This is a genomic window from Iodobacter fluviatilis (assembly GCF_004194535.1).
GTDB classification, from domain to species: domain Bacteria; phylum Pseudomonadota; class Gammaproteobacteria; order Burkholderiales; family Chitinibacteraceae; genus Iodobacter; species Iodobacter fluviatilis_A.
On record NZ_CP025781.1, the window covers coordinates 2,656,964 to 2,683,607 of the forward strand.

A 26,644-nucleotide genomic window follows, 5' to 3' on the forward strand; every position below is an offset into this window, starting at 1 on the left:
GCCGCCATGCGCACGTCACAATTTTATTTCTCGACTTTAAAAGAAGCGCCTTCCGAGGCCGAACTGATCTCGCACAAGCTGATGCTGCGCGCAGGCTTAATCAAGCGCCTTGGTTCTGGCCTCTATACATGGATGCCGCTGGGCTTACGCGTACTGCGTAAAGTTGAAGCCGTGATCCGCGATGAAATGAATAAAGCGGGCGCGCAAGAGTTGCTAATGCCTGCAGTGCAGCCCGCTGAGCTGTGGCAAGAAACGGGCCGCTGGGATGTGTTCGGCCCGCAAATGCTGAAAATCACCGATCGCCACGAGCGCCAGTTCTGTTTTGGGCCAACTCACGAAGAAGTCATTACCGACATCGCCCGCTCAGAATTGCGAAGCTATAAGCAATTGCCAGTGAGCTTTTATCAGGTTCAGACCAAATTCCGTGATGAAATCCGCCCGCGCTTTGGCGTGATGCGCGCACGCGAATTCACCATGAAAGATGCTTATTCTTTTCATGCTACTCATGAGTCACTGCAAGAAACTTACGGCTTGATGTATCAGAGCTACTCAAAAATCTTTACGCGTCTAGGTTTGAAGTTCCGTGCTGTTGCGGCAGATACCGGCGCAATTGGCGGCTCCGGCAGCCATGAGTTTCATGTGCTGGCCGATGCTGGTGAAGATTTGCTCGCTTATTGCCCAGATTCTGATTACGCGGCGAATACGGAGCTGGCAGAAGCATTTGCACCTGCGGCACCTCGTGCGGCGGCGCTTGAAGCCATGCGTGATGTAGATACTCCAAAGCAAACCTCATGCGAAGCGGTTGCGGCGCTGCTCGATATCAGTATCGAGCACACAGTGAAGTTGCTGGCGCTGATGACCACTACTCAAGAGTTAGTGATTGCCTTATTGCGCGGTGATCACAGCTTAAATGAAGTGAAGTTAGGTAAGATTGAAGGCATGGCGGATTTCCGTTTTGCTACTGATGAAGAAATTCGTGCTGCATTTAACTGCCCACCAGGTTTTCTCGGTCCAGTTGGCATTCCTGCTGGCATGCGTGTTATCAGTGATCGTACCGTGGCTGTAATGAGCGATTTTGTTTGTGGCGCTAATAGGCCAAAATTTCACTTGGCTGGCGTTAACTTTGGCCGTGATCTACCAGAGCCAAGTATCGTTGCCGATATTCGTAATGTTGTAAACGGCGATGCCAGCCCAGATGGCAAAGGCACATTAGAAATCTGCCGTGGTATCGAAGTGGGGCATATCTTCCAACTGCGCAGCACTTACACAGAAAAGATGAAGTGCCAGTTTACCGATGCCGATGGCTCTCTAAAAAACATGGAAATGGGCTGCTATGGTGTTGGCGTATCGCGTATCGTTGCCGCTGCCATTGAGCAAAACCATGACGAACGCGGTATTAAATATCCAGCAGCGATCGCACCATTTACCGTCGCGATTGTGCCTATGGGCTATCACCGCTCAGAAACTATTAAAGCTGCGGCCGATGCGCTGTATGCCGAATTTGTTGCAGCAGACGTTGATGTCTTGCTGGATGACAGAAATGAGCGTCCGGGCTCGATGTTTGCCGATATGGAGTTAATCGGCATCCCGCATCGCATTACCATCGGTGAAAAAGGCTTGGTTGATGGAATGGTCGAATACATCGCCCGTGCCGGTGGCGAGATGGAAAAAATCGCTCTAGCCGATGTGGTCCGTGTTTTAAGCGAAAAGTAAGGATGTAGCTAATAAGAAAAGACGCTGTATATATACAGCGTCTTTTTTGTATCTATCGCATGGAGGGGGGGCGTGGCAGCCGGATAGTTTGTATATTTCTTGGCTTTTTCATGCGTGGTGCTGTCATTTTTATTGGTTTAAGCGCCATCTATGGAAGAGGGGCGTTGATGTGAGCAAGCAATTCAACAAATTAGTAATCTATTAAATCATATACTTACAGTATTACTACGCTTTTTTTGTACGGTAGTGGTTGACCTAGTCCGGCTAGGGCCGTATATTTCGGCCTCTCGCTGCAGCACACACAGCAACACGGTGTTCTAGCAGTAGCGAATGATCTTTAAAAAAATACAGTCGATGAGTGTGAGTGCTTGATTCGGAAGCGAACAAGTGCTTGCATTAGTAAGGAGTGACCAGCGATGGTTGCTCTGAATAAAGTAAGCCAGTAAGTACTAGCTTAGAGATTAAACTAAAGAGTTTGATCCTGGCTCAGATTGAACGCTGGCGGCATGCTTTACACATGCAAGTCGAACGGTAACAGGGTGCTTGCACCGCTGACGAGTGGCGAACGGGTGAGTAATATATCGGAACGTACCTAGTAATGGGGGATAACTATCCGAAAGGATAGCTAATACCGCATACGCCCTGAGGGGGAAAGAGGGGGATCGCAAGACCTCTCGTTATTAGAGCGGCCGATATCAGATTAGCTAGTTGGTGAGGTAAAGGCTCACCAAGGCGACGATCTGTAGCGGGTCTTAGAGGACGATCCGCCACACTGGAACTGAGACACGGTCCAGACTCCTACGGGAGGCAGCAGTGGGGAATCTTGGACAATGGGCGCAAGCCTGATCCAGCAATGCCGCGTGCGTGAAGAAGGCCTTCGGGTTGTAAAGCGCTTTTGTTCGGGAGGAAATCCTAGTGGCTAATATCCATTGGGGATGACAGTACCGGAAGAATAAGGACCGGCTAACTACGTGCCAGCAGCCGCGGTAATACGTAGGGTCCAAGCGTTAATCGGAATTACTGGGCGTAAAGGGTGCGCAGGTGGTTGATTAAGTGTGATGTGAAAGCCCCGGGCTCAACCTGGGAATTGCATTGCAAACTGGTCAACTAGAGTATGGCAGAGGGGGGTGGAATTCCGCGTGTAGCAGTGAAATGCGTAGAGATGCGGAGGAACACCGATGGCGAAGGCAACCCCCTGGGCTAATACTGACACTCATGCACGAAAGCGTGGGGAGCAAACAGGATTAGATACCCTGGTAGTCCACGCCCTAAACGATGTCTACTAGTTGTTGGGGAATTCGTTCCTTAGTAACGCAGCTAACGCGTGAAGTAGACCGCCTGGGGAGTACGGCCGCAAGGCTAAAACTCAAAGGAATTGACGGGGCCCGCACAAGCGGTGGATGATGTGGATTAATTCGATGCAACGCGAAAAACCTTACCTAGCCTTGACATGTCAAGAATCCCTGAGAGATCGGGGAGTGCCGCAAGGAACTTGAACACAGGTGCTGCATGGCTGTCGTCAGCTCGTGTCGTGAGATGTTGGGTTAAGTCCCGCAACGAGCGCAACCCTTGTCCTTAGTTGCTACCATTTAGTTGGGCACTTTAAGGAGACTGCCGGTGACAAACCGGAGGAAGGTGGGGATGACGTCAAGTCCTCATGGCCCTTATGGCTAGGGCTTCACACGTCATACAATGGTCGGTACAGAGGGTTGCCAAGCCGCGAGGTGGAGCTAATCTCATAAAACCGATCGTAGTCCGGATTGGAGTCTGCAACTCGACTCCATGAAGTCGGAATCGCTAGTAATCGCGGATCAGCATGTCGCGGTGAATACGTTCCCGGGCCTTGTACACACCGCCCGTCACACCATGGGAATGGGTTTCACCAGAAGTAGGTAGGCTAACCGTAAGGAGGCCGCTTACCACGGTGGGATTCATGACTGGGGTGAAGTCGTAACAAGGTAGCCGTAGGGGAACCTGCGGCTGGATCACCTCCTTTCAAGAGAAAAGTCTTTTGGATTGAGTACTCACACTCATCGACTGTAGGTTTAAGGATTGTGATTGAAGGATTGAGCACTAATGCGATTAAAAAGTCACATTAGTTCTGATTGCTTCACAGCAAGCCAGTACATTGATCTTTAAAAAAATAGAAGAAGTAATACTCAAATTTAGAAATAAATAAGGGTAGATTGTATCAAAACTTAAATCTCGAAGTCAGAACTGAGGTTTAAGTGTCGCAAACAAAGCGAAATCAGATACTTTAAAGATGTGATTGGTTTCGGCCATAAAAATCTTTGTCAGACGTGGCGAGAAGTGCAAGGACAAGGCAAAAAAAGACGAGAAACCGGAGTTTACGTATGTAAATGAGGATTTCGAGTCGTTTTTTAACGCAGTCATTGTACTTCGCAGTAGCTTGGCGAATATTTTTCACGTGTTTGAGGTTATAGGATCAAGCGACTAAGTGCATCTGGTGGATGCCTTGGCGATGATAGGCGAAGAAGGACGCGTTAGCCTGCGAAAAGCTACGGGGAGCTGGCAAATAAGCATTGATCCGTAGATATCCGAATGGGGAAACCCGGCCCTTTTGGGTCACTCATCACTGAATACATAGGTGATGTAGAGCGAACTCGGCGAACTGAAACATCTAAGTAGCCGAAGGAAAAGAAATCAACCGAGATTCCCAAAGTAGTGGCGAGCGAAATGGGAAGAGCCTGCATGTGATAAATCAAACTTTAGTGGAACAGTCTGGAAAGTCTGGCGACAGTGGGTGATAGCCCCGTACACGAAAGAGATTGGTTGGTACTAAGCATGCGACAAGTAGGGCGGGACACGAGAAATCCTGTTTGAAGATGGGGGGACCATCCTCCAAGGCTAAATACTCATCATCGACCGATAGTGAACCAGTACCGTGAGGGAAAGGCGAAAAGAACCCCGGGAGGGGAGTGAAATAGAACCTGAAACCGGATGCATACAAACAGTGGGAGCCCTTGCAAAATGGGGTGACTGCGTACCTTTTGTATAATGGGTCAGCGACTTACGTTCAGTAGCAAGCTTAACCGAGTAGGGGAGGCGTAGGGAAACCGAGTCCGAATAGGGCGCATAGTTGCTGGGCGTAGACCCGAAACCAAGTGATCTATCCATGGCCAGGATGAAGCTGCGGTAAAACGCAGTGGAGGTCCGAACCCACTAATGTTGCAAAATTAGGGGATGAGCTGTGGATAGGGGTGAAAGGCTAAACAAACTTGGAAATAGCTGGTTCTCCTCGAAAACTATTTAGGTAGTGCCTCATGTATCACTGACGGGGGTAAAGCACTGTTATGGCTAGGGGGTCATCGCGACTTACCAAACCATGGCAAACTCTGAATACCGTCAAGTGCGAGCATGGGAGACAGACTGTGGGTGCTAACGTCCATGGTCAAGAGGGAAACAACCCAGATCGCCGTCTAAGGTCCCAAATAATCAGTTAAGTGGAAAACGAGGTGGGAAGGCATAGACAGCCAGGATGTTGGCTTAGAAGCAGCCATCATTTAAAGAAAGCGTAATAGCTCACTGGTCGAGTCGTCCTGCGCGGAAGATGTAACGGGGCTCAAACTGATAACCGAAGACGCGAATATGCACGATGTGCATATGGTAGAGGAGCGTTCCGTAGGCCTGCGAAGGTGTCTTGAGAAGGATGCTGGAGGTATCGGAAGTGCGAATGCTGACATGAGTAGCGATAATGCGGGTGAAAAGCCCGCACACCGAAAACCCAAGGTTTCCTGCGCAACGTTCATCGGCGCAGGGTGAGTCGGCCCCTAAGGCGAGGCAGAAATGCGTAGTCGATGGACAACGGGTTAATATTCCCGTACCGATATAAAGTGCGATGGGGGACGGAGAAAGGTAGGTCAGCCATCTGTTGGAATAGGTGGTTTAAGCGAGTAGGCGTGTGGCTTAGGCAAATCCGGGCTGCTATAACGCTGAGACGTGACGACGAAGTCCTCGGACTGAAGTGATTGATCCTATGCTTCCAAGAAAAGCCTCTAAGCTTCAGCTTTATATTGACCGTACCGCAAACCGACACAGGTGGGTAGGAAGAGAATTCTAAGGTGCTTGAGAGAACTCAGGAGAAGGAACTCGGCAAATTATCACCGTAACTTCGGGAGAAGGTGAGCCCATATTAAGTGAAGGCCCTCGCGGCTGGAGCTGAAATGGGTCGCAGAGAAATGGGGGCTGCGACTGTTTATCAAAAACACAGCACTCTGCAAAGTCGAAAGACGACGTATAGGGTGTGACGCCTGCCCGGTGCTGGAAGATTAAATGATGGGGTGCAAGCTCTTGACTGAAGTCCCAGTAAACGGCGGCCGTAACTATAACGGTCCTAAGGTAGCGAAATTCCTTGTCGGGTAAGTTCCGACCCGCACGAATGGCGTAACGATGGCCCTACTGTCTCCTCCTGAGACTCAGCGAAGTTGAAATGTTTGTGAAGATGCAATCTCCCCGCTGCTAGACGGAAAGACCCCGTGAACCTTTACTGTAGCTTTGCATTGGACTTTGAAGTGGTTTGTGTAGGATAGGTGGGAGGCATTGAAGCGTGGACGCTAGTCTGCGTGGAGCCGACCTTGAAATACCACCCTGACCCCTTTGAGGTTCTAACCTTGGTCCGTTATCCGGATCGGGGACCGTGCATGGTAGGCAGTTTGACTGGGGCGGTCTCCTCCCAAATTGTAACGGAGGAGCTCGAAGGTCGCCTAGGTACGGTCGGACATCGTACTGATAGTGTAATGGCATAAGGCGGCTTAACTGCGAGACAGACAAGTCGAGCAGGTGCGAAAGCAGGACATAGTGATCCGGTGGTTCTGAATGGAAGGGCCATCGCTCAACGGATAAAAGGTACTCCGGGGATAACAGGCTGATTCCGCCCAAGAGTTCACATCGACGGCGGAGTTTGGCACCTCGATGTCGGCTCATCACATCCTGGGGCTGTAGCCGGTCCCAAGGGTATGGCTGTTCGCCATTTAAAGTGGTACGTGAGCTGGGTTCAAAACGTCGTGAGACAGTTTGGTCCCTATCTGCAGTGGGCGTTGGAAATTTGAGGGGGGCTGCTCCTAGTACGAGAGGACCGGAGTGGACAGATCTCTGGTGTACCGGTTGTCACGCCAGTGGCATCGCCGGGTAGCTAAATCTGGAAGAGATAAGCGCTGAAAGCATCTAAGCGCGAAACTCGCCTCAAGATGAGATTTCCCCAAGGCTTTAAGCCTTTTAAAGGGTCGTTCGAGACCAGGACGTTGATAGGTCGGGTGTGGAAGTGCAGTAATGCATTAAGCTAACCGATACTAATTGCCCGTAAGGCTTGATCCTATAACCTGAAGCGCGTGTGTGCGACGGTATAATCTACCCAGATTAGAGTTAAATTTGAGTATTGAATTACTTCTTCTATTGAACTGAACGCGTTGCAGAGCAATAAGTGCAACGAGTTAACCCGTTAAAGTCTGGTGACCATAGCGAGGTGGCCCCACTCCTTCCCATCCCGAACAGGACAGTGAAACACCTTAGCGCCGATGATAGTGCAGATTACCTGTGTGAAAGTAGGTCATTGCCAGACACCCTAAGCCGTAAACAAAACCCCCGTACTCGAAAGAGGCGGGGGTTTTGCTTTGGGCGGAAAAAATGGCGGCAGTGGTAAGAATGCACTAATTTTTATCTGTATGTGTTTCTCGATATCTTCAGCCGAAAAATGGTCGGCTGGCAGGTGTACGCATGTTGACGCCGACCGAAAACTGACCCAGGTGCTTTACTTATTCTGCTTAACTCTTGAGCAGAGGATAAAAGGTGATCACCATGGTGTTCACGCCGATTGAAATTTGACCCACCCTGCCGATCGAATTTTGACCCAGGGCCGAGCGTTGCTTTTTATCGGAGCAACTGTGCATAAGTCTAGCAAATAGCGGGCCACTCACCCGCTATTTTTACGCCTTCAGGTTCGGCTTAAAACCGCTCAGCCTCGGTACGCGCTTCCTCCTTTCTGCTTTGCTCCCTTTGTTTTATCTTCGTTTTTGCTGCTAAGCTGCTGTGCTGGAAACGGTAGGAGTCATTCCCCGTTTCTACAATGTGGCAATGGTGCGTCAGCCGATCCAACAACGCCGTCGTCATCTTGGCATCGCCAAATACACTCGACCATTCCGAGAAGTTCAGATTCGTGGTGATGATGACGCTGGTGTGCTCATAGAGCTTCGACAACAAATGAAACAGCAATGCGCCTCCGGCCTGACTAAAGGGTAAGTAGCCCAGTTCATCCAAAATCACCACATCCACTCGCATCAGCGCGAGTGCAATACGACCTGCTTTGCCTTCACGTTTTTCTTTTTCCAGTAAATTGACCAAATCCACGGTCGAATAAAAACGGCCGCGCTTGCCGTGATGCGTGATCCCGCCGATCGCTAACGCCGTGGCCAAATGTGTTTTACCCGTGCCTGGGCCGCCAATCAGTACGGTATTTTGTGCCGTGTCGGTAAAGGCCAATGTCGCCAGTTGATTGACCAGTGCTTGATCTGCCTTGCTCGCGCTAAAGTCAAATCCCGCTAAATCACGATGCACGGGAAACTTCGCTGCGCTCATTTGATGCTGAATCGAGCGCACCTTACGATCGCTGTGTTCTGCTTGCAATAAATGCTCAATCAGCCAGCCACACGTTTCCATACTCTGGCCGCCCTGGCTCTTCAGATCCAGCCAAGCGGCCGCCATCCCATGCAAGCGCAAGGCTTTGAGTTCAACACTCATCTCATGCATGGCTCGACTCCTCGTGGTCGCTGTCGAACTCGCTCGCTGCACGCAAGCCGTCGTAACGCTGGGTGTTCGCCTGCGGTTCTTCTACTAATTGCAGCTGCGTTTCAGCGCTAATAGCGGACGGTGGGTCATTCAATCGCGCCACTACATTTAAAATGTGTTCAATGCTGATGACGCCTGACTCCAGTACCAACTCAACCGCAACCAGTACTGCATCCAAACCCGCCACCGGAACCGTGGCCAGCACTTGCGCCATCACCTTGTCTCCCCCGTTACGCCGTAACAACCTTTCCTTGAGCTGCAATAAGGGCGCAGGCATCGACGTAAAGGGCGCACCATTGCGTAAGGCCCCCGGCTTACGGGCAATCAGCGGAATATAGTGCAGCCAATCAAAGCTCACCTGCTGTTGCCCCGTCAGCCGCTGATGTCGGGCCATGATTTCATTATTCGCCACCACCACAACTTGCGTGGGATACAAGCGCACACTCACACGCTGCCGCGACCATTCACAAGGCACCGAGTAACGATTGCGCGCGACGGTGATTAAACAGGTGCTGGAAACCCGAGCCAGATGCTCAACGTAACCATCAAACGGGGTCGGCATCGGCATCATTTCTAAACGCTCTTGCTCCAACATCTCGGCAATGCTCAGACCTTTGAATTCGGGATGCCTGAGCACGCCCCATAAGACGCGACAACGCTCGGCCAGCCACGCATTCAATGCGTCAAAGGTACTGAACTTGATGCTTTGCGCCTCCAGCCAGATTCGCCGCCGACTATCTTGGACATTCTTTTCAACCACGCCTTTTTCCCAGCCAGAGGCGACATTGCAAAAGTCGGGATCAAACAAATAATGGGCGCACATCACCGAGAATCGGGCATTCACGATCCGGCCTTTGCCTTTCAATACCTTATCAACAGCGGTCTTCATATTGTCGTAAATGCCTCGGCGCGGCACACCCCCTAAAGCCGCAAAGGATCGAGTATGCGCATCGAACAACATTTCATGCCCTTGACTGGGATAGGCCACTAACCAGAAGGCGCGACTGGCACACAATTTCAGATGGGAAACTTGAATGCGCCGATAAATACCACCAATAAGTAGATGCTCCTCACTCCAATCAAATTGAAAGGCTTCGCCCAAAGCAAATTGCAAGGGCACAAAACCCTGTGGGGTCTTACCGGCTTTGCCCCGCCAAGCACGAACGAAATCAGTGACGCCACTGTAAGCCCCTGTATAACCCTCAGCTTGAATCTGCTCAAACAAGGCTTTGGCGGTGCGACGATTCTGCTTGGATCGGAAGGAGTCGGCAGTCAGGGCTTGTTCTAGAGTGGCATGATAGGGCGTCAGTTTGCCAGGCTTACGCTGCCGTACGTATTGCGGCTCAGCCTTGGCAGCGGGTTTGCGAACCCAAGCGCGAATAGTGTTACGCGCCAGCCCCGTGCGCTTGGTGATTTCGTGCAGCGACAGATTATCGCGAAAATACATCCTGCGGATTTTGCCCATCATTTCCATGGTGATCACCTTTTATCCTCTGCTCAAGAGTTAAGCAGAATAAGTAAAGCACCTGGGTCAATTTTGGATCGGCAGAACTAGCTGTGGTGGGTCAGTTTTCGGTCGGCGTCAACACACCATGGAAATGATGGAAATCACCACGCGCACAGGGCTGGCGCGTAACACCATTCGCGCTTGGGTTCGCAAACTCGCTGCCAAGGCTGAGTCGCAATACCGAGGGCTGCGTCAATCACGGACACCACGCTTTGGGTTTATTCCTGATTTGCTAGCTCAAATTGCTTGGCAAATACTGCTGGCTCTTCATCGTTCAAACGTGAATGACGGCGAATTCGGTTGTAAAAAATTTCAATATATTCGGTGATTTCCTCCTGCGCTTCCACTCGTGTTTTGTAGCTACGGTGATGAACCAATTCATTCTTCAATGAGCCCACTTTCCATTGGCGCATTGTCATAGCAGTTCCCTTTGCGTGACATAGACCCCCGCAAGCCCGCCAATGCCACTTGCCTGGCTCCCTCGATCCGAATGTAAAATCAATCCTTCCTTAGGTCGCTTTTGCGCCAAGGCCAGCTTCAATGAGGCACTCACCAACTCTTTTGTCATTCGACTACCCATCGCATAACCGACGATTTCACAAGTAAACACATCCTTGATTCCAGCCAAATAAAGCCAGCCTTCTGTGGTCGGAAGTGGAGTAAGAGACGGGGCGTAGTCGTACTATTTCCCCGTCTCTCCTCTCCGAACCGGACTTGCACCTTTCAATGCATCCGGCTCTTCATCTAAGTGCTGCTCATCGCAAAGGCAACCTCACCATACCTCGACTCCATGGTGCTGATCGGCTCGTCGTGCAATATGAATGGATTTTCAGTCAAGGTTCGCCATTTGAACCGACTCTTCCGGCTTGTAATCAGCCGCCGGAGTGTGAGGGCTCCATACTAGCCATGAGTGTTTTGCCCTCCAATCAACCAAGTTTTAGCGACACCGTTTGCTGGCGATTTAACATAATCTCGCATGAGCGATCTAAAGCCGCGTCGGTATTTACGCGCCAGCCAATAGCCAAACTTCCAGAAGATGGCGCGATCTAACTTGCTGAATAAAGTGGCAGTAAAGTCGGTGTATTGGTGAAAGTTTGCCCACCCAGTGAGGTGTCGGTTAAGACTCGCCAGCATATCCATTCGATTCGTGCTGTAATTACTCGACAGTTGCTTTACCAACTTCTCGGTAAAGCGCCGATATTTATCCCATGGAATTGTACTCACCACCCGCATCTGACCGCGCGCGCCACGCTTACGAATGATTCGATGCCCCAGAAACACAAAGCCATCGTTAACATGCGGAATGTGGGTTTTCTCAAGATTCAGCGTCAATTTAAGCTGATCTTCAAGAAATGCTCGGCAGTCTGCGCGCGCAGTTTCAGCTTGCGCTTTGCTGCCTTTGACAATCACAACAAAATCATCAGCATATCGACAATAAGATATTGCCGGTTTCCACTGGCGCTGCTCCCGTACCGCAATGGGCGCTGGTTTTGTATGCCAAAGTTCCATGCCCAACGATCTTTACGTACTTTCTTGTTAAGGTATTTCGCTTCCATCCAAGTATCAAACTCATGCAGCATGATGTTTGATAACAAAGGTGAAATAACCCCACCTTGCGGTACGCCTTCACTTGCCGCCCGAAATAAACCGCGATCTACACAGCCCGCTTTGATGAACTTCCATAGCCAGTAAACGCGGGTCTGCGATACGCTTGCGCATTGCTTTAAGCAGTAATCGATGGTGAATGGTATCGAAGTAGCTGGCCAGATTGCCTTCAATAATCCAGCGCCCAGCTGTGCTTTGTTCTCCCCCATCCTGTAGCTGTAATTTCACCGTGCGAATGGCGTGATGTACGCTGCGCGCTTTTCTGAATCCGTATGAAACGGTATGGAAATCACTTTCCCATATCGGCTCCATCACCATCAAAATGGCACGCTGTACAATCCGATCACGCAGGCAAGGGATGCCCAAAGGCCTCATCTTGCCATTGCTTTTTGGAATTTACACACGACGGGCGGCTTGTGGCTGAAACGTGCCAGCAAGTAGCTCGGTGCGTAAGGTTTCAAGTTCATGCTGGAGATGATTTTCCATATAAACCCGAGTGACACCATCGATTCCCGGTGTCTTTGCTCCACTTGACGCCAGCGTAGTGTGAGCAGCTTCGCGTAGCCAGACCGGTTCAGCAATGAGCCTCAGCAGACGATCGAACTTGCGTTCTTTATCCTTTGAAGACCATATTGCCAGCTTGCTTTGCATTTCACTGATTATCAAAGGTCTTCACCTTATTGTGGTCAGTTAGTCGACCCAGCAAACCACTTAAACTGCCTCCCTTCGCCATGTAACTGGCTTTCCCAGTTTCGGACTACTACGGAGGCTCCGCCAACTCGCACATCATCGGGGGCACACTCCCTTGGCATTTGTGCAAGCCTTCCCCAGTTCACATGCTGGACTCAACGCATGGGTGAGGTTGCCTATCGCAGTCTTTATCCTTGCTTTCCGCAAGTCGATTTAGATGCCATGGTCTAGCTACACACTCCCCATGACTCCATACAGACCAGTCTACATTTCTGGCTACAATCGCGGCATCAGTGGATATATGTCACTGATACCAATCCAAATCCAGCCTGTTAAACGGTGTAGGCCGTGGTGACATTTCAATCCTCAGATGCGGTTTAATAGGTACGTGTTCCTCAACCGTCCCATGCTCAGCCTAGAGGTTCATCTTGGCGTAACCGCTTCGCCGCAAACCCCGTTTCCCACGGACTTCGTCACCCTGCCAGTGTCAGCAGGTCACCGCCGCTTCGGCTCACTTCCCCTTGTAGCAGAAGAAGGGCATTCCCCAGCGCAACATCAACGACTTGCTGGGATACTGCATTCCAAACATGCTCAAGCAGCATCACCCCAATCAATGCAGGCTACGCTGGCTGGGCGTACTGTAACTAATATCGCTCACCCACATTTCATTCGGCTTGACCGGTTCGAAACATTGCCCGAGTAAATTCTCTTTCACTGGCAAGCTATGATTTGAATGGGTCGTCGCCTTGAATTTCTTCGCTTGAATGCAGCGCAAACCCAGTCTGCGCCTCAAATAGCGCAATTGACTCAAGCCAATTTGTACCTCATCAGCCGCAAGCTCTTTCTGTAAACGTCGTGGCCCATAAGTCATTCTGCCGTGCGCATGTGCTGCACGTATTTTGACTTCCAGCAGCAGGCGATGCGCCTGCTTTGGTGCTGATTTGGACTGTAGCCAGTTATAAAATCCGCTGCGCGACAGGCCAAGCCATTGTGCCATTTGTGAAATCGGATACTGCTTTCTTTGCTGTTTCATGAACGCGTACTTAGCGTGAATTCCTTGGCAAAGTACGTGGCGGCCTTTTTTAAAAAAGCGCACTCCATTTTGCTTTCGGCCAGTTCTCGTTTGAGCCTGGCGACCTCGGCGCTGAGCTCGTCGACAGGCTGAACGCGATGTTGATCCAGGCCCGCTAGCTTGCCTTGCTGTGCCAATTTGACCCACTTATCCAGCGTCTGTTTGGGCATCGCTTGCGGCACATTCAAGTGTTGTTCGAGTACTAATTTAACGGCTTCTGCACGAAATGCAGTGGTGTAACTACTGGCCATGACTTACCTCCAGAGAAGATTTTATCTCAATTGAAGGTGTCCATAATTAGCAGCCTACCTCAGAGTTCCATGAGCGATTTTTAACTTTCGTTCCGCCCCAAAAATGGGCTAAACCCGAAGGGCTGAGCCGGAAAATGGCCATTCACTGCGTTATGCTCCTCGACAATAACCCGTTATTGCCTTCGTCACATGCCTTGTGCCTGGCCGTTTTCCGGCTCAGCGCAGTGGTGAATGAAACGCCAACAGGCCCTAGAACAAGCTCTGACTGCCGACTCCTTTCGCGCTAAGCAGAATCGTCGACCGCCAAAGCCTTGTTCGAGCAAATTCAAGCTGAGGGTTATACAGGGGCTTACAGTGGCGTCACTGATTTCGTTCGTGCTTGGTGTGGCAAAGCCGGTAAGACCCCACACAGGGTTTTGTGCCCTTGCAATTTGCTTTGGGCGAAGTCTTTCAATTTGATTGGAGTGAGGAGCATTTGCTTATCGGTGGTATTTATCGGCGTATTCAAGTTTCCCATCTGAAATGGTGTGCCAGTCGCGCCTTCTGGTGAGTGGCCTATCCCAGCCAAGGGCATGAAATGTTGTTCGATGCGCACACCCGTTCCTTTGCGGTTTTAGGGGGTGTGCCGCGCCGGGGCATTTACGACAATATGAAAACCGCTGGTGATAAGGTATTGAAAGGCAAAGGCCGGATCGTGAATGCCCGATTCTCGGTGATGTGCGCCCATTATTTTTTTGATCCCTACTTCTGCAATGTCGCCTCTGGCTGGGAAAAGGGCGTGGTTGAAAAGAATGTACAAGATAGTCGGCGGCGAATCTGGTTGGAGGCGCAAAGTATCAAGTTCAGCAGCTTTGATGCATTTATTGCAAGCAGAACACAGCGATAGTAAGGTGCGCTCGATTCAGCATCAAATGAGCGCAGCGAAGTTCCCCGTGCATCGAGATTTAGCGGGATTCGACTTTAGTGCGAGCAAGGTAGATCAAGCACTGGTCAGTCAACTGGCGACATTGGCCTTTACCGACACGGCACAAAATACCGTACTGATTGGTGGTCCGGGCACGGGCAAAACGCATTTGGCTACGGCGCTAGCGATCGGCGGGATCACGCATCACGGCAAGCGCGCCCGTTTTTATTCGACCGTGGATTTGGTCAATTTATTGGAAAAAGAAAAACGTGAAGGCAAAGCAGGCCGTATTGCACTTGCTCTTATGCGAGTGGATGTGGTGATTTTGGATGAACTGGGCTACTTACCCTTTAGTCAGGCAGGAGGCGCATTGCTGTTTCATTTGTTGTCGAAGCTCTATGAGCACACCAGCGTGATCATCACCACGAATCTGAACTTCTCGGAATGGTCGAGTGTATTTGGCGATGCCAAGATGACCACGGCGTTGTTGGATCGGCTGACGCACCATTGCCACATTGTGGAAACGGGGAATGACTCAGCGCGAACTCAAGGGCAAGGGGACGACCAGACCACGATAGAAACGCGATATTTTATCCGCAGTATGAATGCCACCGACCCGAAATGACTTGGGCAAGTAGTGCGTGCGCACTGGGGCGTTGAAAACCAATTGCACTGGGTATTGGATATGGCATTTGATGAAGATTCGCTGCGCTATCGAGAGGGAAATAGTGCGGCCAATATGTCGATTATTCGGGATTCGGGGCTAAATTTGGTTAGTGCTGAGAAAACTGCCAAGGTTGGCGTCAAAATCAAATGCCTAAAAGCGGGCTGGAATGACGATGATTTGCTGCTAGTTGTGACTGGCCAAGCGCCTGTTGGTGAAGGAAAAACTTAGGAACTTGTTTTACCAGTCAATTTAAATGCGATTGCCCTAGGGTCTGTTGACGTTTCATTCACAATTATGCTGAGCCGGGAAACGGCCAAGCACAAGGCATGCGACGAAGGCAATAACGAGTTATTTCCGAGGAGTATAATGCAGTGAATGGCCGTTTTCCGGCCCAGCCCTTCGGTTTGGCTACATTTTTGCGGCTGCACGGCGTTAAAAGACGCTCATGGTACCCGTACCACCTCACGTCTTTTACCTTGTTCAGCCGCAAAACTGCAACTAACATCGCCGCGAATGAAACGTCAACAGACCCTAGTGTACTGGGCTGGTTTTTATTTAAGCCTATTGCGTTGATGGGCTAAGGGGTGAGATAAATTACCGCCTAAAGCGCGATATTTAGGCGGTAATAGCTATTTTTAACGCATGGAAAATGCTTCGTGATGAAAGCGTGGTGGTCGGCTCATCTGGGCTAGATGTTCGCTAATCGCCGAGCCTAAGCTTTGTGGGCCGCAGTACCAGATATCGGCCAGTGTTTCGGGCTGTATTTGGGTGATATTTAGCCTTTGGCCTAAGTCACTTTCGATCAGATGTAGGTAAATATTTTTTGCGAGGCAAGCGGCTTGAATCTCATCCAATCTGGTGGCTTCAGCTGCGTTTTTTACGCAGTAATAAAAATCGATTTGAGCGTTGCTAAAGCTAGGGCTTTCTAGCCAAGCTAAAAAGGGCGTGATGCCAATACCACCCGCAATCCACGCTTGGCGCTGCATGTTTTTCCCACCATCAAAGCAGCCGTAAGGCCCTTCTACCTTGATCCGCTGGCCTACTTTTAGCGTGCTGCTTAATGTGCTGGTGTAGTCTCCTAGTGACTTAATAATAAAGCGCAGCTCATCAGATTTACGTGGGGCTGAGGCAATAGTGTAAGGGTGTGAGCCTTCTTTTGGATCAAAGTTCAGCAAAGCAAATTGCCCAGCTTGATGCTCAGGCCATGTGCTATTCATCTGGCAAATAACCTCGAGCTGATTGGCTGGGAGTGCTGTGATCTGGCTAATTTGGCCACTAACTTGCTTGCGGCTGCCAATTTTCCCCGATAGGGAGTAGATCGCACAGATTGAGCCAATGCCGAGCAAAGCTGCCATTAAAGCGCCAACAGGGCTGAACCATAAGCTTTTAGGCATTAGAATCAGCGCATGAAAAACACCCATCAAATACAGTGGTGCAAACAGCTTATGAACCTTTCTCCACAGACGGTATGGCACGGCGCGAAGCAGGGCGAGGATTATCATAGCCAATACCGCCCAAGCGGCCCACTCCCCCATATCTTTGGCTAGCGACATCAGCGGGTCTTTTGCACCTTTGCCATGCTTAAGTTTTGGGGCAGCCCACTCCATCGCCATTACCAGCTTGGGTGATAGTTTAATCAGCCAGTGGCAGGCGAGTAGTAAGCCCGCAGCAATTCCTAGCTGCTTGTGTAGGCCATACATCTTATCTAAGCCATTGAGCGGCTTTTCTAGCCAGCTTGGGCGCGCAGCGAGCAGCATGGCTGCCGACATCACGCTCATTAATTGCACGCCGCTCAGCAGCACCAGCTCATGCCGCCAATCCCAATATTGAGTGGGCAGGCCGTTTTGCAGATAGCTACAAACGGCGTAGAGCACCGTTGCAAGTAGCAGGAGGAGTGGGATAGGTTTCTTTAGCACGGGGATTCTCTGTTATTCACGCTTTAAGCCTGTATTTAACGCCTTAAATATGAAGTGAAACTTAAGCTGCGTTGGTAGTTATGCCAGTGAATGGCAGAAGTTTACTGTTATAAGGGCCAGTGCTTATGTAGAATGCCCCGCACAGTTTTCTATTCGGGTGCTATGGATAACGCTTCGTTTTATGAAATCAAGAAAAGCTCGGTATGGCTATGGTCTGGCCTTGCGATCTCTATTCTTGCACACCTGTTATTCTTGTTGCTACCTGCTGCTGCGCCGCGTGCTTTGCCACAGCAGGGGGATTCATCGATTCAGCTGCAATTGCAGCCCAAGCCAGCAACTAAGGCTAAGCCACGCCCAACGCCAGAGCCTACCTTGGTACCTACCCCGCCACCGGTGATGACTAAAGCGCCAACTAGAGTGCCCCAAAAGAAAGACTACTCAGTGCCTGCTCGCCCAGCAAGCGCCGTTGCAAGCAAGCAGCTAGCTACGAAAGAAGTGGTGATCGATGGCTTAGGGGACGCGTTGACGACTAATAAGCCACGCGAATTGATTACCCATTACGCCGATATCAAGCCTAAAGAAGATAGACAAGAAGATGGGGCTAATCGGGCGCAGCAAAGCGTGGATACACGTGCTTTATTTGCGATTTGGGAGCCACAAATTCGTCGCAAGGTAGAGCGTATCGGGCAAATGAATTTCCCTAAGGATGAAAATGGCCGCTCAATGTTTGGCACTTTGCAGTTTCGTCTGGTGCTTAACGGTGATGGCAATATCGCCGCACTGACACTAGAGCAAACCTCTGGCAACCCTGCTTTGGATGAAGCGGCTTTGCAGATTGTGCGCCGCTCAGCCACCTTTGGCCCCGTACCTCCGGCGCTTTTGGATAGAAATAACCAGATTATGCTGCTGCGCTACTATCAGTTTATTAATGAAAGAGCTGCTTGGGGGAGATCCTAGGTTTTGGGGTATTGATCGCTGTGGCATGTTATCAAAGTGCCGCGTGCGATAAACTGCAGGCGAAAAAAAACAGGCTGAACGCCTGTTGATTTTGTTGCTGGTGGGGGGGGAAGGATTCGAACCTTCGAAGGCTTAGCCGCCGGATTTACAGTCCGGACCCGTTGACCGCTGGGGTAACCCCCCCACAGAGGCCCGAATAGTACGATTCATCTGGCGGCTTGTCAACGCCCTTTCCGCAAATCAGTCATATTTTCTTCATAAAACGTTCTGGAATGGCTTAGACTGCCGCTGTCGAGTTTTTAGCTATAAAAAATATCATGATGAAAAAAGCTTTAGGTGGCCTCGTTTATTCCACCGAACACGGAACAATGTGCCCAGATTGCAGCCAGCCCAAAGACGCGTGCATTTGCAAAAAACAGCCGCGCCCAGCGGGTGATGGCGTTGTGCGCGTTTCTATGGAAACCAAGGGCCGCAAGGGTAAGGGCGTCACGTTGATCAAAGGTGTGCCTTTGGATGATGATGAATTAGCTGTGCTGGCTAAGCAGTTGCGCACCCGCTGCGGTTCAGGTGGCACGGTTAAAGACGGTGTGATCGAAGTGCAAGGGGACCATTGCGATGTGGTGCTGGAATTCTTAAAGCCTAAAGGCTGGGTGGTGAAGAGGGCGGGTGGCTAGGCTGTGTTTTTATGTAGGGCGGGTGAAACCCGCGAGCAATATTGGATAAATACGCGGGGTGCAGCCCATACGCGCTAACCAAAGTCAAAAAGATCTTTTTAGTGCCTTCGGCACGTTGATTTTGGAGCGGTGGCCACCGCGGGGGCGTTCTTTTCTTGAACGGCCAAGAAAAGAACCAAAGCCGCAACCTCAAAAACACGAAGGCCCCTTCGCTGCGGACAATCGAGTCGGCGGCGGGCGGGATTGGCTCGCTCCCTCGCTCCCAAGCGATCCCCCACCCCGCTTAGTCCTTGCTCCGGCGTGTTGCAAGGGGATTGTTAAGCCCCGAGCAAAGAGCGTGGTTGTTATGCTTTTTCGCTTTTGCTAATGAAAAACTAATTTGCTTAGTGTGTATGGGGTTTCACCCGCGCTACGAATATCTGCACAAGTCTCGTGCAAGTCGGGCGGGATCACTGAGTTGATTTAATTTAAAGCCTGATTTTCTCCGTGTTTCAAGGTTTGGGTTTATCCCGTATTTTTATTCCGCCAATAAGGCCGCTTTCAAGTATTCAATAAAGCGGCTGACTTTGGGCGGGATAAAGCGGCTGCGGGGCGCGATGGCCCAGATGCCGTCTGTGAGTGCAAAAGGCTCGAGCACGCTGATCAGCTGGCCGCTTTGCAAATATGTATCGACGTAATAATCCGGCAATTGCACCAGCCCCAAGCCTTTTAAAGCCGCTTGCACTAGGCTGCCTCCGCTATTACAGCGCAAACGCCCGTTGACGGATATTTCGCGGTGTTGCGTGCCTTCCTTAAATCGCCACATATTCATCGCACCAATTAAGCATTGCTGCTGCTTTAGCTCGGCCAGCGTATGCGGTGTGCCGTGTTGATCTAAATATTGCGGCGATGCGCATACATGGTGAATACGGCTGCCTAGCTGCGTCACCATCAGGGATGATTCATCCATCGGCCCCAGCCGAATGGCCAAGTCGATATGATCTGCCACCAGATCGGCTTTGCGGTTATCAAGCAGTAATTCAGCATTGAGCTGGGGAAAGTCGATCAGGTATTGGTGCAAGATGGGCGCCACTACGGTTTCGCCGTAATAAACTGGCGCGGTGATACGCAATTTGCCTACGGGCTTATCTTGCGTTTGCAGTAGCGCCAGCTCGGCTTCGTGCAGGCCATCGAGTAGCGGGCGGCAGTATTGATAATAAAGCTGGCCTTGCTCGGTCAGGCTGACTTTACGTGTGGTGCGGTGCAATAAACGCGCGGCAAGGCGCTGCTCCAGTGCGCTGACTTGGCGGCTAACCTGCGCCACTGACATCTCCAGCTTTTGCGCTGTTAGCGTAAAGCTTTGCGTTTCTGCCACGCTGATGAATTCAACAATTCCTTGCCATTGCATGGTTTGATTCTCGGTTTAACTTAAGTCCAAAAACTATTTTTAGTGCCTGCGGCACATTGATTTAGGCGCGGGCGTCCCGCTGGACCTTCCTTTCTTGCGCGGCCAAGAAACGAAGCCAAAGAAGGCCGCCCCGACCAGCACGAAGGCCCCTCACTGCGGATAATCGGCTCGGCGAAAAAGGCTGCTCGCTCGCTGCCTCGCTACCCCTTTTCCGAAACCCCGAGCCACTTATTCCTCGCTTCGGCGTGCTTCAAGGGGGGATTTAAGCCCCATGTCACGAGTCGCGATAAAAAGTTAGTTCGCTGGGTTTGAAAACATTTAAAACCTATTTAAATATCGTAATTCAAAATCTATTTTTCTCCGTGAAACTCCGTGTTCTCTGGGGCCGAAGTGGTCAAGATTTGGGTTTTTTCGCTTGATGGGGTTCTCCCGCGTATTAATTATTACACATCAGTAACAATATCTTTCTTATTAGGCTAATTATCTTTAATTGGGTAATGGTTAAAATGGTGGTAATCAAAACGCAAGGATTCGTCATGAAGATGCTTAAAACACGTGCTGCTGTTGCTTGGGGGCCTAATCAGCCTTTGGTGATTGAAGAGCTTGATCTGATGCCGCCGCAAAAAGGCGAGGTATTGGTGCGTATCGTGGCGAGTGGGGTTTGCCATACTGATGCTTACACTTTATCGGGCAAGGATTCGGAAGGGGTTTTCCCTGTGGTGCTGGGGCATGAGGGTGCTGGTGTGGTGGAGGCTATTGGCGAGGGAGTAACTAGCGTTGCAATTGGCGATCATGTGATTCCGCTTTACACCCCAGAATGTGGCGAATGTAAGTTTTGCTTATCTGGCAAAACCAATCTGTGCCAAAAAATCCGCGCCACCCAAGGCCGCGGTGTGATGCCGGATGGCACCACGCGTTTTTATAAAGATGGTCAGCCGATTTATCACTATATGGGCACGTCTACTTTTTCTGAATACACCGTGCTGCCAGAAATCTCGCTGGCAAAAATCAATAAAGAAGCGCCTTTAGAAGAGGTCTGTCTGCTGGGCTGCGGCGTGACTACCGGCATGGGCGCGGTGATGAATACCGCCAAGGTAAAAGCCGGCGACACCGTGGCGATTTTTGGCCTGGGCGGGATTGGCCTCTCGGCAGTGATAGGTGCGCGTATGGCCGGGGCGAGTCGGATTATTGGTATCGATATCAATACCAGCAAATTTGAATTGGCCAAGCAGCTAGGTGCAACCGATGTGATTAATCCTAAAGACTTTGAAAAGCCGATTCAGGATGTGATCGTAGAAATGACCGATGGCGGCGTGGATTTCTCATTTGAATGTATCGGCAATGTGAATGTGATGCGCTCGGCGCTGGAATGCTGCCATAAGGGCTGGGGCGAATCGGTGATTATTGGCGTGGCTGGGGCTGGTGAAGAAATCTCCACTCGACCATTCCAGCTGGTCACCGGCCGCGTATGGCGTGGCTCGGCCTTTGGCGGCGTGCGTGGCCGCAGCGAGCTGCCAAGCTTTGTTGATCGCTATATGAAAGGCGAATTTGCGCTTTCTGATTTCATTACCCACACCATGCCGCTGGAAGAAATCAACACCGCCTTTGAGTTAATGCACGAAGGCAAATCAATTCGCTCTGTGATCCATTTTTAAGGTTTTATCCGCGTATAAAAAGCCTAAGTTCTGTAGACACAGAGAAAAACGAATGAATTCTGAGTTTTTCTTAATGGTTTTCTCGCTGTTCTTCTTCGTGTTCTCTGTCTCTACAGATCTGTTTTAGGTTTTTTGTATTTAGCTTTTGGATATTTAAAGGATGCTTATGTCTCTGGAACTTATCAGCAGTAACCGCAGCTTTGGTGGCTGGCATAAACGTTATAAGCATCAGGCCAGCAGCACTTCGTGCGAGATGACGTTTGCGGTGTATTTGCCGCCGCAAACGGCTCAAGGTGGCAAGGTGCCGGTGGTTTATTGGCTATCTGGCCTGACCTGCAATGACGAAAACTTTGCCACCAAAGCAGGTACGCAGCGGGTGGCGGCACAGTTGGGGATTGCTTTGGTCATGCCAGACACCAGCCCGCGCGGCAGTGAAGTCGCCGATGCGGGGCGTTATGATTTGGGGCAGGGCGCGGGCTTTTATGTGAATGCCACCGAGGCACCGTGGCAGCGGCATTACCAGATGTACGATTATATCGTCAGCGAATTGCCTGCTTTAATCGAAGGGCATTTTCCTGTAACGAATATAAAGTCCATTAGCGGGCATTCGATGGGTGGGCATGGCGCTTTGATGATTGCTTTAAAAAACCCGCAAGCCTATCGATCCGCCTCGGCTTTTGCTCCGATTGTGAATCCCGCCCAAGTACCTTGGGGTGAAACGGCGTTTAGTGAGTATCTGGGGGATGATAGAAATAAATGGCTGGCTTATGACAGCTGCCATTTAATGCAGCACGCAAGCCGAATGTTGCCGCTACTGATTGATCAGGGCGATCAAGATAGCTTTATGCCACAGCAATTGCAGCCGGAGGCCTTAGAGAAAATCGCCTTGGCCAAACAATGGCCATTTACATTAAATATCCAGCCGGGCTACGACCACAGCTATTACTTTATCGCCAGCTTTATTGAAGCGCATTTACGTTTTCATGCGGATCATTTGGGGGTGTAGTTCAGTTTTAGTGCCTTCGGCACGTTGGTTTTGGTGCGGGATCCCCGCTGGGACTCACTTTCTTGCTTCGCCAAGAAAGTAAGCAAAGAAGGCGACCCCACGAAACACGAAGGCCCCTGCGCTGCGGACAATCGAGTCGGCGGCGGGCGGGATTGGCTCGTTCCTCGCTCCCTTGCCGAAACCCCGCCCCGCTTGTTCCTCTCTCCGGCGTGTTTCAAGGGGAGATTTAAGCCCCGTGCCACCAGCCGCTATATGAATCCTTATTGCGGGGCTTTAAAATACTCAAAATCTACAAAACAACATAACTCAAGCCTTGTTTTTCTCCGTGTTCTCCGTGGTTCAATATTTGAGTTTTGTAAGCTAAAATTACAATAAAAAACGCGGGCCCCATCCACCCTTTAAGATCAATTATCTTGTAGGGTGGGTGAAACCCGCGTTTTATCGTGTATCTATCGGCAGGGTGCCGAGTATTTATTACTTCTGTGCGCGATCGTAGCTTTCCATGATCTCAGCATGGGCTGCGGCTTTGTCGCCCCAACCCGTAATCTTCACCCACTTGCCTTTTTCTAAGTCTTTATAGTGCTCGAAGTAGTGTTTTACTTGAGCCAACAACAGTTCTGGCAGGTCTTCCAGTTTTTGGATGTGTGCATACATAGCACAAACTTTTTCTACGGGTACGGCAATCACTTTTGCGTCCATACCTGCTTCGTCTTCCATGCCCAATACGCCAATCGCGCGGCATTTGATAACCATACCTGGCAGCAACGGGAATGGGGTGTGAACCAGCACATCCACAGGATCGCCATCTAGGGACAGGGTGTGCGGCACAAAGCCGTAGTTCATTGGGTAGGACATCGATGTGCCAACAAAACGATCGACAATGATAGCGCCCGATGCTTTATCGAATTCATATTTGATTGGGGGTGCATTAGCAGGGATTTCGATAATGACATTGAAATCGTTGGGTAAATCTTTGCCAGCGGCAATTTTGCTGATGTCCATTGGATGATTCCATAGTTTCAATTGAGAACGGCGGCAATTATAAAGCCTGCAGCTCTGCCATGTACAAATGCTTATGCATAAAAGTCATAGCTACGCAGCAGCCAACACTTTGGCGGTATACACTACGGTCAATCTTTTATGATTTGACTGCGATGAAGCCACATTATCTTTCCCCATTATTTGATCCGCGCTCTATAGCCGTGATTGGTGCCTCTGAAACGCTAGGGGCGGTAGGCACAACTGTCTTTGCCAATGTACTGGAGGGGGGGTATGGCGGTAAATTATTCCCTGTTAATTTACATCGCGAGCAGGTCTTGGGTATTGCCGCGTTTAAATCGATTGCCAAAGTGCCAATGGTGGTGGATTTAGCCATCATTACAACTCCGGCGAAAACGCTGCCTGATTTAATAGAAGAGTGTGGCAAAAAAGGCATAAAAGCCGCCGTAATTATGTCGTGCGATTTTGTGGGCACAGATAAAAAAAGCCAGCTTCTGCTCGATAAAATCATGGAGCGTGCACGGCATTATGGCCTGAGGATTATTGGCCCAACGGTATTTGGCCTGTGCCGCGTTAGCTCCAAGCTGATGGCTGGCAATTATCAAGGCAAGCTTAAAAACGGCAGCATGGCGCTGGTGTCGCAGTCTTCATCAATTACCTCTGCGATTTTAGATTGGGCTGAATCGCATGATGTAGGGTTTTCATCGGTGGTGTCCTTAGGCACAGCGGTGGATGTGGATGTGGGCGAGGTGCTCGATTACCTAGTGGCAGATCCTAAAACGCAAAGTATTTTGCTGTATATCGAAGATTTACAAGAGGCGCGCACCTTTATGTCGGCGGTGCGGGCTGCTGCACGTTCCAAACCGGTGATGGCGCTGAAAGTCGGCCGCTATAACGATAACTCGGTAGCGCATGGTCGTACCCATTCTGAGCGTTTAATTGGCCGTGATGATGTGTTTGATGCGGCGCTGAAACGCGCTGGTGTGCTGCGTTTGCGTTCAATGAATCAGCTCTTTACCGCAGCCAAAGTGCTGAATGGCACTTTTAAAACCAAGGGCCGCCGTCTTGCGATTGTTACCAACGGCATTGGTGCGGGCATGATGGCGGTAGATAGAGCGCGCGATTTACACGTGGAGCTGCCTGAATTAACCGCTGGCACGGTCGCTTGGTTGACAAAAAACCTACCCGCGCAGGCGCGGCGAAATAATCCAGTGGATATTCTGGGCGATGCATCCCCTGAGCGCTTTAAGCTAGTGGCAGAGGCCTTGCTGGCGGACGCTAATATTGACGGTGTGTTGGTGGTATTTACCCCGCAAGCGGGTACCGATCATTTACGCACTGCCGAAGCCATGATTGCGCTGAAAAAAACCAGCGATAAACCGCTGTTGATGGCGTGGATAGGCGGCAAGAAAGTCGATGCCAGTCGTAAATTATTAAATAAGGCCGGTTGCGCTAGTTTTTCTGCACCAGAGCACGCCGTAGAGGTGTTTTATTCTTTAGCTGCTTGGCAGCATAACCAGCAGCTCTTGTTACAAACGCCTGCACCGCTTGGTGAGTGGATTGCGCCAGATATGGAAACGGCGCGCATGGTGATTGATAACGCGCTGGCTTCAGGGCGCAGCATGCTCGATGAAATCGAATCTAAGGCCGTGCTGCGGGCATTTCATATTCCAGTTGCGCTCACTGTAAGGGCCAATAGCGCCGATGATGCGGTAAACGCTGCCATGGGGATGGGCCTGCCGGTGGTGCTGAAAATAGACGCCATTGATGTGATGCACAAAACGGATATAGACGGTGTAGTGCTCAATCTAAACAGCCTAATTAGCGTGGCCACTGAGGCGAATAAAATGCTGAGCCGTGCGCATGATCGCTTAGGTGTAGAGCGGGTGCGTGGGTTAACGGTACAACCCATGCATGGCAAAAAAAATGCGCGTGAGTTGATGGTTGGGGTGGTCAGTGATTCGGCATTTGGCCCAGTTATCAGCTTTGGTGCGGGCGGGATTGCGGTTGAAGTATTTAATGACATTGCAGTTTCTTTGCCGCCGCTCAATGGTTATCTGGCCGAGAATTTAATCCGCCGTACCCGCATAAAAAAAATGCTTGCACCGTTTAGAAACCAGCCTGCGGTGGATATCGAGGCGGTTAAAAATGTGCTATTGCGTGTTTCTGAGATGGTTTGTGAGCTGCCGCAGATTCAGCAGCTGGATATTAACCCGCTGGTCGCCGATGAAAACGGCGTGATCGCCGTTGATGCAAGTATTATTGTGGGGGCCGTGGATAGCAAAGCCCGCCGCTACGCGCATATGGCGATTCATCCCTATCCATCACATCTAATGCAGCTTACTCAGTTAAAAACCGGTATGCCGATGGTGTTACGGCCTATCCGTCCTGAGGATGCAGAGCTGCTGATCCAGTTTGTGAGTCGTTTATCGGATGAAACACGTTACAACCGCTATATGAGCGTGCTTAAGTCCCTGCCGCAAAGTCTGCTGGCGCGCTTTACCCACCTAGATTACGCCAGAGAAATGGCCATTGCCGCGACGGTGCAGGCAGGGCAGGGTGAGCAAATTATTGGCGTGGCACGCTTTACTGCCAATCCAGATAAAGATAGCTGCGAATTTGCAGTGGTGATCGATGATGCTTGGCAGGGTAAGGGCTTGGGCAACCGCCTGATGGAAGCACTATTTACCGCCGCACGGGATATGGGTATTTCGGTGATCGAGGGTGAAGTGCTAAGTAGCAATAAGACCATGCTGGCGTTTATGAAATACCTTGGTTTCACCATTCAGACCCATCCTGAGGATAATGGTCTGAAGTGGGTAGTGAAAATGCTGTAAAAA

The 26,644-nt window shown here is 50.5% G+C and carries 18 protein-coding genes, 1 tRNA gene, 3 rRNA genes and 3 pseudogenes; 12 read left to right on the forward strand and 13 right to left on the reverse strand.

Going from position 1 to position 26,644, the window contains the following annotated elements; translation table 11 throughout:
• Window positions 1–6 precede the first annotated feature (6 nt).
• The 4 genes from C1H71_RS11910 (at window position 7) to rrf (ending at window position 7,291) form a co-directional block, all read left to right on the forward strand.
• Window positions 7–1,713 (forward strand): proline--tRNA ligase, encoded by a 1,707-nt coding sequence (locus tag C1H71_RS11910; protein WP_130106744.1) that lies wholly within the window; start codon window positions 7–9, stop codon window positions 1,711–1,713.
• Window positions 1,714–2,176: 463 nt separating this feature from the next.
• Window positions 2,177–3,709, forward strand: a 16S ribosomal RNA gene (locus C1H71_RS11915).
• A gap of 448 nt (window positions 3,710–4,157) precedes the next feature.
• Window positions 4,158–7,047, forward strand: a 23S ribosomal RNA gene (locus C1H71_RS11920).
• Window positions 7,048–7,177: 130 nt separating this feature from the next.
• A 5S ribosomal RNA gene (gene rrf / locus C1H71_RS11925) occupies window positions 7,178–7,291 on the forward strand.
• Together the 16S, 23S and 5S rRNA genes form the textbook arrangement of a ribosomal RNA operon.
• A gap of 383 nt (window positions 7,292–7,674) precedes the next feature.
• Here the strand turns inward: rrf and istB (C1H71_RS11930) are convergent.
• From istB (C1H71_RS11930) to C1H71_RS11960, 9 genes and pseudogenes are all read right to left on the reverse strand, one after another.
• On the reverse strand, window positions 7,675–8,475 hold the full coding sequence (gene istB / locus C1H71_RS11930) for an IS21-like element helper ATPase IstB (protein WP_130104872.1): 801 nt from the start codon (window positions 8,473–8,475) through the stop codon (window positions 7,675–7,677).
• Window positions 8,468–9,988 carry an IS21 family transposase gene (gene istA / locus C1H71_RS11935; protein ID WP_130104993.1) on the reverse strand — a complete coding sequence of 507 codons (1,521 nt, stop codon included), beginning with the start codon at window positions 9,986–9,988 and terminating at the stop codon, window positions 8,468–8,470. The genes istB (C1H71_RS11930) and istA (C1H71_RS11935) overlap by 8 nt, the downstream gene beginning before the upstream one ends.
• Window positions 9,989–10,239: 251 nt before the next feature.
• Window positions 10,240–10,697, reverse strand: a pseudogene (locus tag C1H71_RS21460) (DDE-type integrase/transposase/recombinase); the annotation flags it as partial.
• Between the two features lie 224 nt (window positions 10,698–10,921).
• On the reverse strand, window positions 10,922–11,530 hold the full coding sequence (locus C1H71_RS21465; RefSeq protein WP_262488280.1) for a reverse transcriptase domain-containing protein: 609 nt from the start codon (window positions 11,528–11,530) through the stop codon (window positions 10,922–10,924).
• A 117-nt stretch (window positions 11,531–11,647) separates the two neighbouring features.
• Window positions 11,648–12,022 carry a reverse transcriptase/maturase family protein gene (locus C1H71_RS21470; protein WP_262488444.1) on the reverse strand — a complete coding sequence of 125 codons (375 nt, stop codon included), beginning with the start codon at window positions 12,020–12,022 and terminating at the stop codon, window positions 11,648–11,650.
• Entirely contained in the window at window positions 12,023–12,292 is a 270-nt protein-coding gene (locus tag C1H71_RS21475; protein WP_262488281.1) for a hypothetical protein, read from the reverse strand. It abuts the gene before it with no gap.
• 497 nt (window positions 12,293–12,789) lie between these two features.
• Window positions 12,790–12,918 carry a hypothetical protein gene (locus C1H71_RS21480; protein ID WP_262488282.1) on the reverse strand — a complete coding sequence of 43 codons (129 nt, stop codon included), beginning with the start codon at window positions 12,916–12,918 and terminating at the stop codon, window positions 12,790–12,792.
• 8 nt (window positions 12,919–12,926) lie between these two features.
• A complete protein-coding gene (locus C1H71_RS11955; protein WP_130105792.1) occupies window positions 12,927–13,349 on the reverse strand; it encodes an IS3 family transposase in 423 nt (140 codons plus the stop codon).
• Window positions 13,346–13,639, reverse strand: a complete 294-nt coding sequence (locus C1H71_RS11960; RefSeq protein WP_130105791.1) for a transposase — start codon at window positions 13,637–13,639, stop codon at window positions 13,346–13,348. Before C1H71_RS11960 ends, C1H71_RS11955 begins: the two co-directional genes overlap by 4 nt.
• Before the next feature lie 246 nt (window positions 13,640–13,885).
• Between C1H71_RS11960 and istA (C1H71_RS11965) the strand changes: the two are divergent.
• The 3 genes and pseudogenes from istA (C1H71_RS11965) to C1H71_RS11975 form a co-directional block, all read left to right on the forward strand.
• Window positions 13,886–14,522, forward strand: a pseudogene (istA, locus tag C1H71_RS11965) (IS21 family transposase); the annotation flags it as partial.
• Window positions 14,476–15,168 (forward strand): annotated as a pseudogene (istB, locus tag C1H71_RS11970) (IS21-like element helper ATPase IstB); the annotation flags it as partial. The pseudogenes istA (C1H71_RS11965) and istB (C1H71_RS11970), both read left to right, overlap by 47 nt.
• A 12-nt stretch (window positions 15,169–15,180) precedes the next feature.
• Window positions 15,181–15,438 (forward strand): transposase family protein, encoded by a 258-nt coding sequence (locus C1H71_RS11975; RefSeq protein ID WP_130106745.1) that lies wholly within the window; start codon window positions 15,181–15,183, stop codon window positions 15,436–15,438.
• 407 nt (window positions 15,439–15,845) lie between these two features.
• On the opposite strand, the gene C1H71_RS11980 is transcribed toward C1H71_RS11975, so the two are convergent.
• On the reverse strand, window positions 15,846–17,126 hold the full coding sequence (locus C1H71_RS11980) for a ferredoxin reductase family protein (RefSeq protein ID WP_130106746.1): 1,281 nt from the start codon (window positions 17,124–17,126) through the stop codon (window positions 15,846–15,848).
• Between the two features lie 132 nt (window positions 17,127–17,258).
• Here C1H71_RS11980 and C1H71_RS11985 point away from each other — a divergent pair, with 132 nt between their 5' ends.
• On the forward strand, window positions 17,259–18,083 hold the full coding sequence (locus tag C1H71_RS11985; protein WP_188053224.1) for a TonB family protein: 825 nt from the start codon (window positions 17,259–17,261) through the stop codon (window positions 18,081–18,083).
• Window positions 18,084–18,181: 98 nt separating this feature from the next.
• Here the strand turns inward: C1H71_RS11985 and C1H71_RS11990 are convergent.
• Window positions 18,182–18,267, reverse strand: a tRNA-Tyr gene (locus C1H71_RS11990).
• A gap of 133 nt (window positions 18,268–18,400) precedes the next feature.
• Between C1H71_RS11990 and C1H71_RS11995 the strand changes: the two genes are divergently transcribed.
• Window positions 18,401–18,757, forward strand: a complete 357-nt coding sequence (locus tag C1H71_RS11995; protein ID WP_130106748.1) for a translation initiation factor Sui1 — start codon at window positions 18,401–18,403, stop codon at window positions 18,755–18,757.
• A gap of 517 nt (window positions 18,758–19,274) precedes the next feature.
• Here the strand turns inward: C1H71_RS11995 and C1H71_RS12000 are convergent.
• Window positions 19,275–20,144, reverse strand: a complete 870-nt coding sequence (locus C1H71_RS12000; RefSeq protein WP_130106749.1) for a LysR family transcriptional regulator — start codon at window positions 20,142–20,144, stop codon at window positions 19,275–19,277.
• Between the two features lie 542 nt (window positions 20,145–20,686).
• Between C1H71_RS12000 and C1H71_RS12005 the strand changes: the two genes are divergently transcribed.
• Window positions 20,687–21,799, forward strand: a complete 1,113-nt coding sequence (locus tag C1H71_RS12005; RefSeq protein ID WP_223146072.1) for an S-(hydroxymethyl)glutathione dehydrogenase/class III alcohol dehydrogenase — start codon at window positions 20,687–20,689, stop codon at window positions 21,797–21,799.
• Window positions 21,800–21,971: 172 nt separating this feature from the next.
• Window positions 21,972–22,805, forward strand: a complete 834-nt coding sequence (fghA, locus tag C1H71_RS12010) for an S-formylglutathione hydrolase (protein WP_223146073.1) — start codon at window positions 21,972–21,974, stop codon at window positions 22,803–22,805.
• A 474-nt stretch (window positions 22,806–23,279) separates the two neighbouring features.
• On the opposite strand, the gene ppa is transcribed toward fghA, so the two are convergent.
• The gene (gene ppa, locus C1H71_RS12015; protein ID WP_046350966.1) at window positions 23,280–23,807 is read right to left on the reverse strand and encodes an inorganic diphosphatase; all 528 of its coding nucleotides are present in this window, start codon (window positions 23,805–23,807) and stop codon (window positions 23,280–23,282) included.
• Window positions 23,808–23,959: 152 nt separating this feature from the next.
• Between ppa and C1H71_RS12020 the strand changes: the two genes are divergently transcribed.
• A complete protein-coding gene (locus C1H71_RS12020) occupies window positions 23,960–26,641 on the forward strand; it encodes a bifunctional acetate--CoA ligase family protein/GNAT family N-acetyltransferase (RefSeq protein WP_130106752.1) in 2,682 nt (893 codons plus the stop codon).
• The last annotated feature ends 3 nt before the right edge of the window (window positions 26,642–26,644 follow it).

Bases quoted from the DNA above. Each gene is read 5' to 3' on its own strand.
- C1H71_RS11995 (WP_130106748.1), top strand. From the start codon at position 18,401: ATGATGAAAAAAGCTTTAGGTGGCCTCGTTTATTCCACCGAACACGGA.
- C1H71_RS12000 (WP_130106749.1), bottom strand. From the start codon at position 20,144: ATGCAATGGCAAGGAATTGTTGAATTCATCAGCGTGGCAGAAACGCAA.
- C1H71_RS11910 (WP_130106744.1), top strand. From the start codon at position 7: ATGCGCACGTCACAATTTTATTTCTCGACTTTAAAAGAAGCGCCTTCC.
- C1H71_RS12020 (WP_130106752.1), top strand. From the start codon at position 23,960: ATGAAGCCACATTATCTTTCCCCATTATTTGATCCGCGCTCTATAGCC.
- ppa (WP_046350966.1), bottom strand. From the start codon at position 23,807: ATGGACATCAGCAAAATTGCCGCTGGCAAAGATTTACCCAACGATTTC.
- C1H71_RS11985 (WP_188053224.1), top strand. From the start codon at position 17,259: ATGCCCCGCACAGTTTTCTATTCGGGTGCTATGGATAACGCTTCGTTT.
- C1H71_RS21465 (WP_262488280.1), bottom strand. From the start codon at position 11,530: ATGGAACTTTGGCATACAAAACCAGCGCCCATTGCGGTACGGGAGCAG.
- C1H71_RS21480 (WP_262488282.1), bottom strand. From the start codon at position 12,918: ATGCTGCTTGAGCATGTTTGGAATGCAGTATCCCAGCAAGTCGTTGAT.
- C1H71_RS11955 (WP_130105792.1), bottom strand. From the start codon at position 13,349: ATGAAACAGCAAAGAAAGCAGTATCCGATTTCACAAATGGCACAATGG.
- istB (WP_130104872.1), bottom strand. From the start codon at position 8,475: ATGCATGAGATGAGTGTTGAACTCAAAGCCTTGCGCTTGCATGGGATG.
- C1H71_RS12005 (WP_223146072.1), top strand. From the start codon at position 20,687: ATGCTTAAAACACGTGCTGCTGTTGCTTGGGGGCCTAATCAGCCTTTG.
- C1H71_RS11960 (WP_130105791.1), bottom strand. From the start codon at position 13,639: ATGGCCAGTAGTTACACCACTGCATTTCGTGCAGAAGCCGTTAAATTA.
- istA (WP_130104993.1), bottom strand. From the start codon at position 9,988: ATGGAAATGATGGGCAAAATCCGCAGGATGTATTTTCGCGATAATCTG.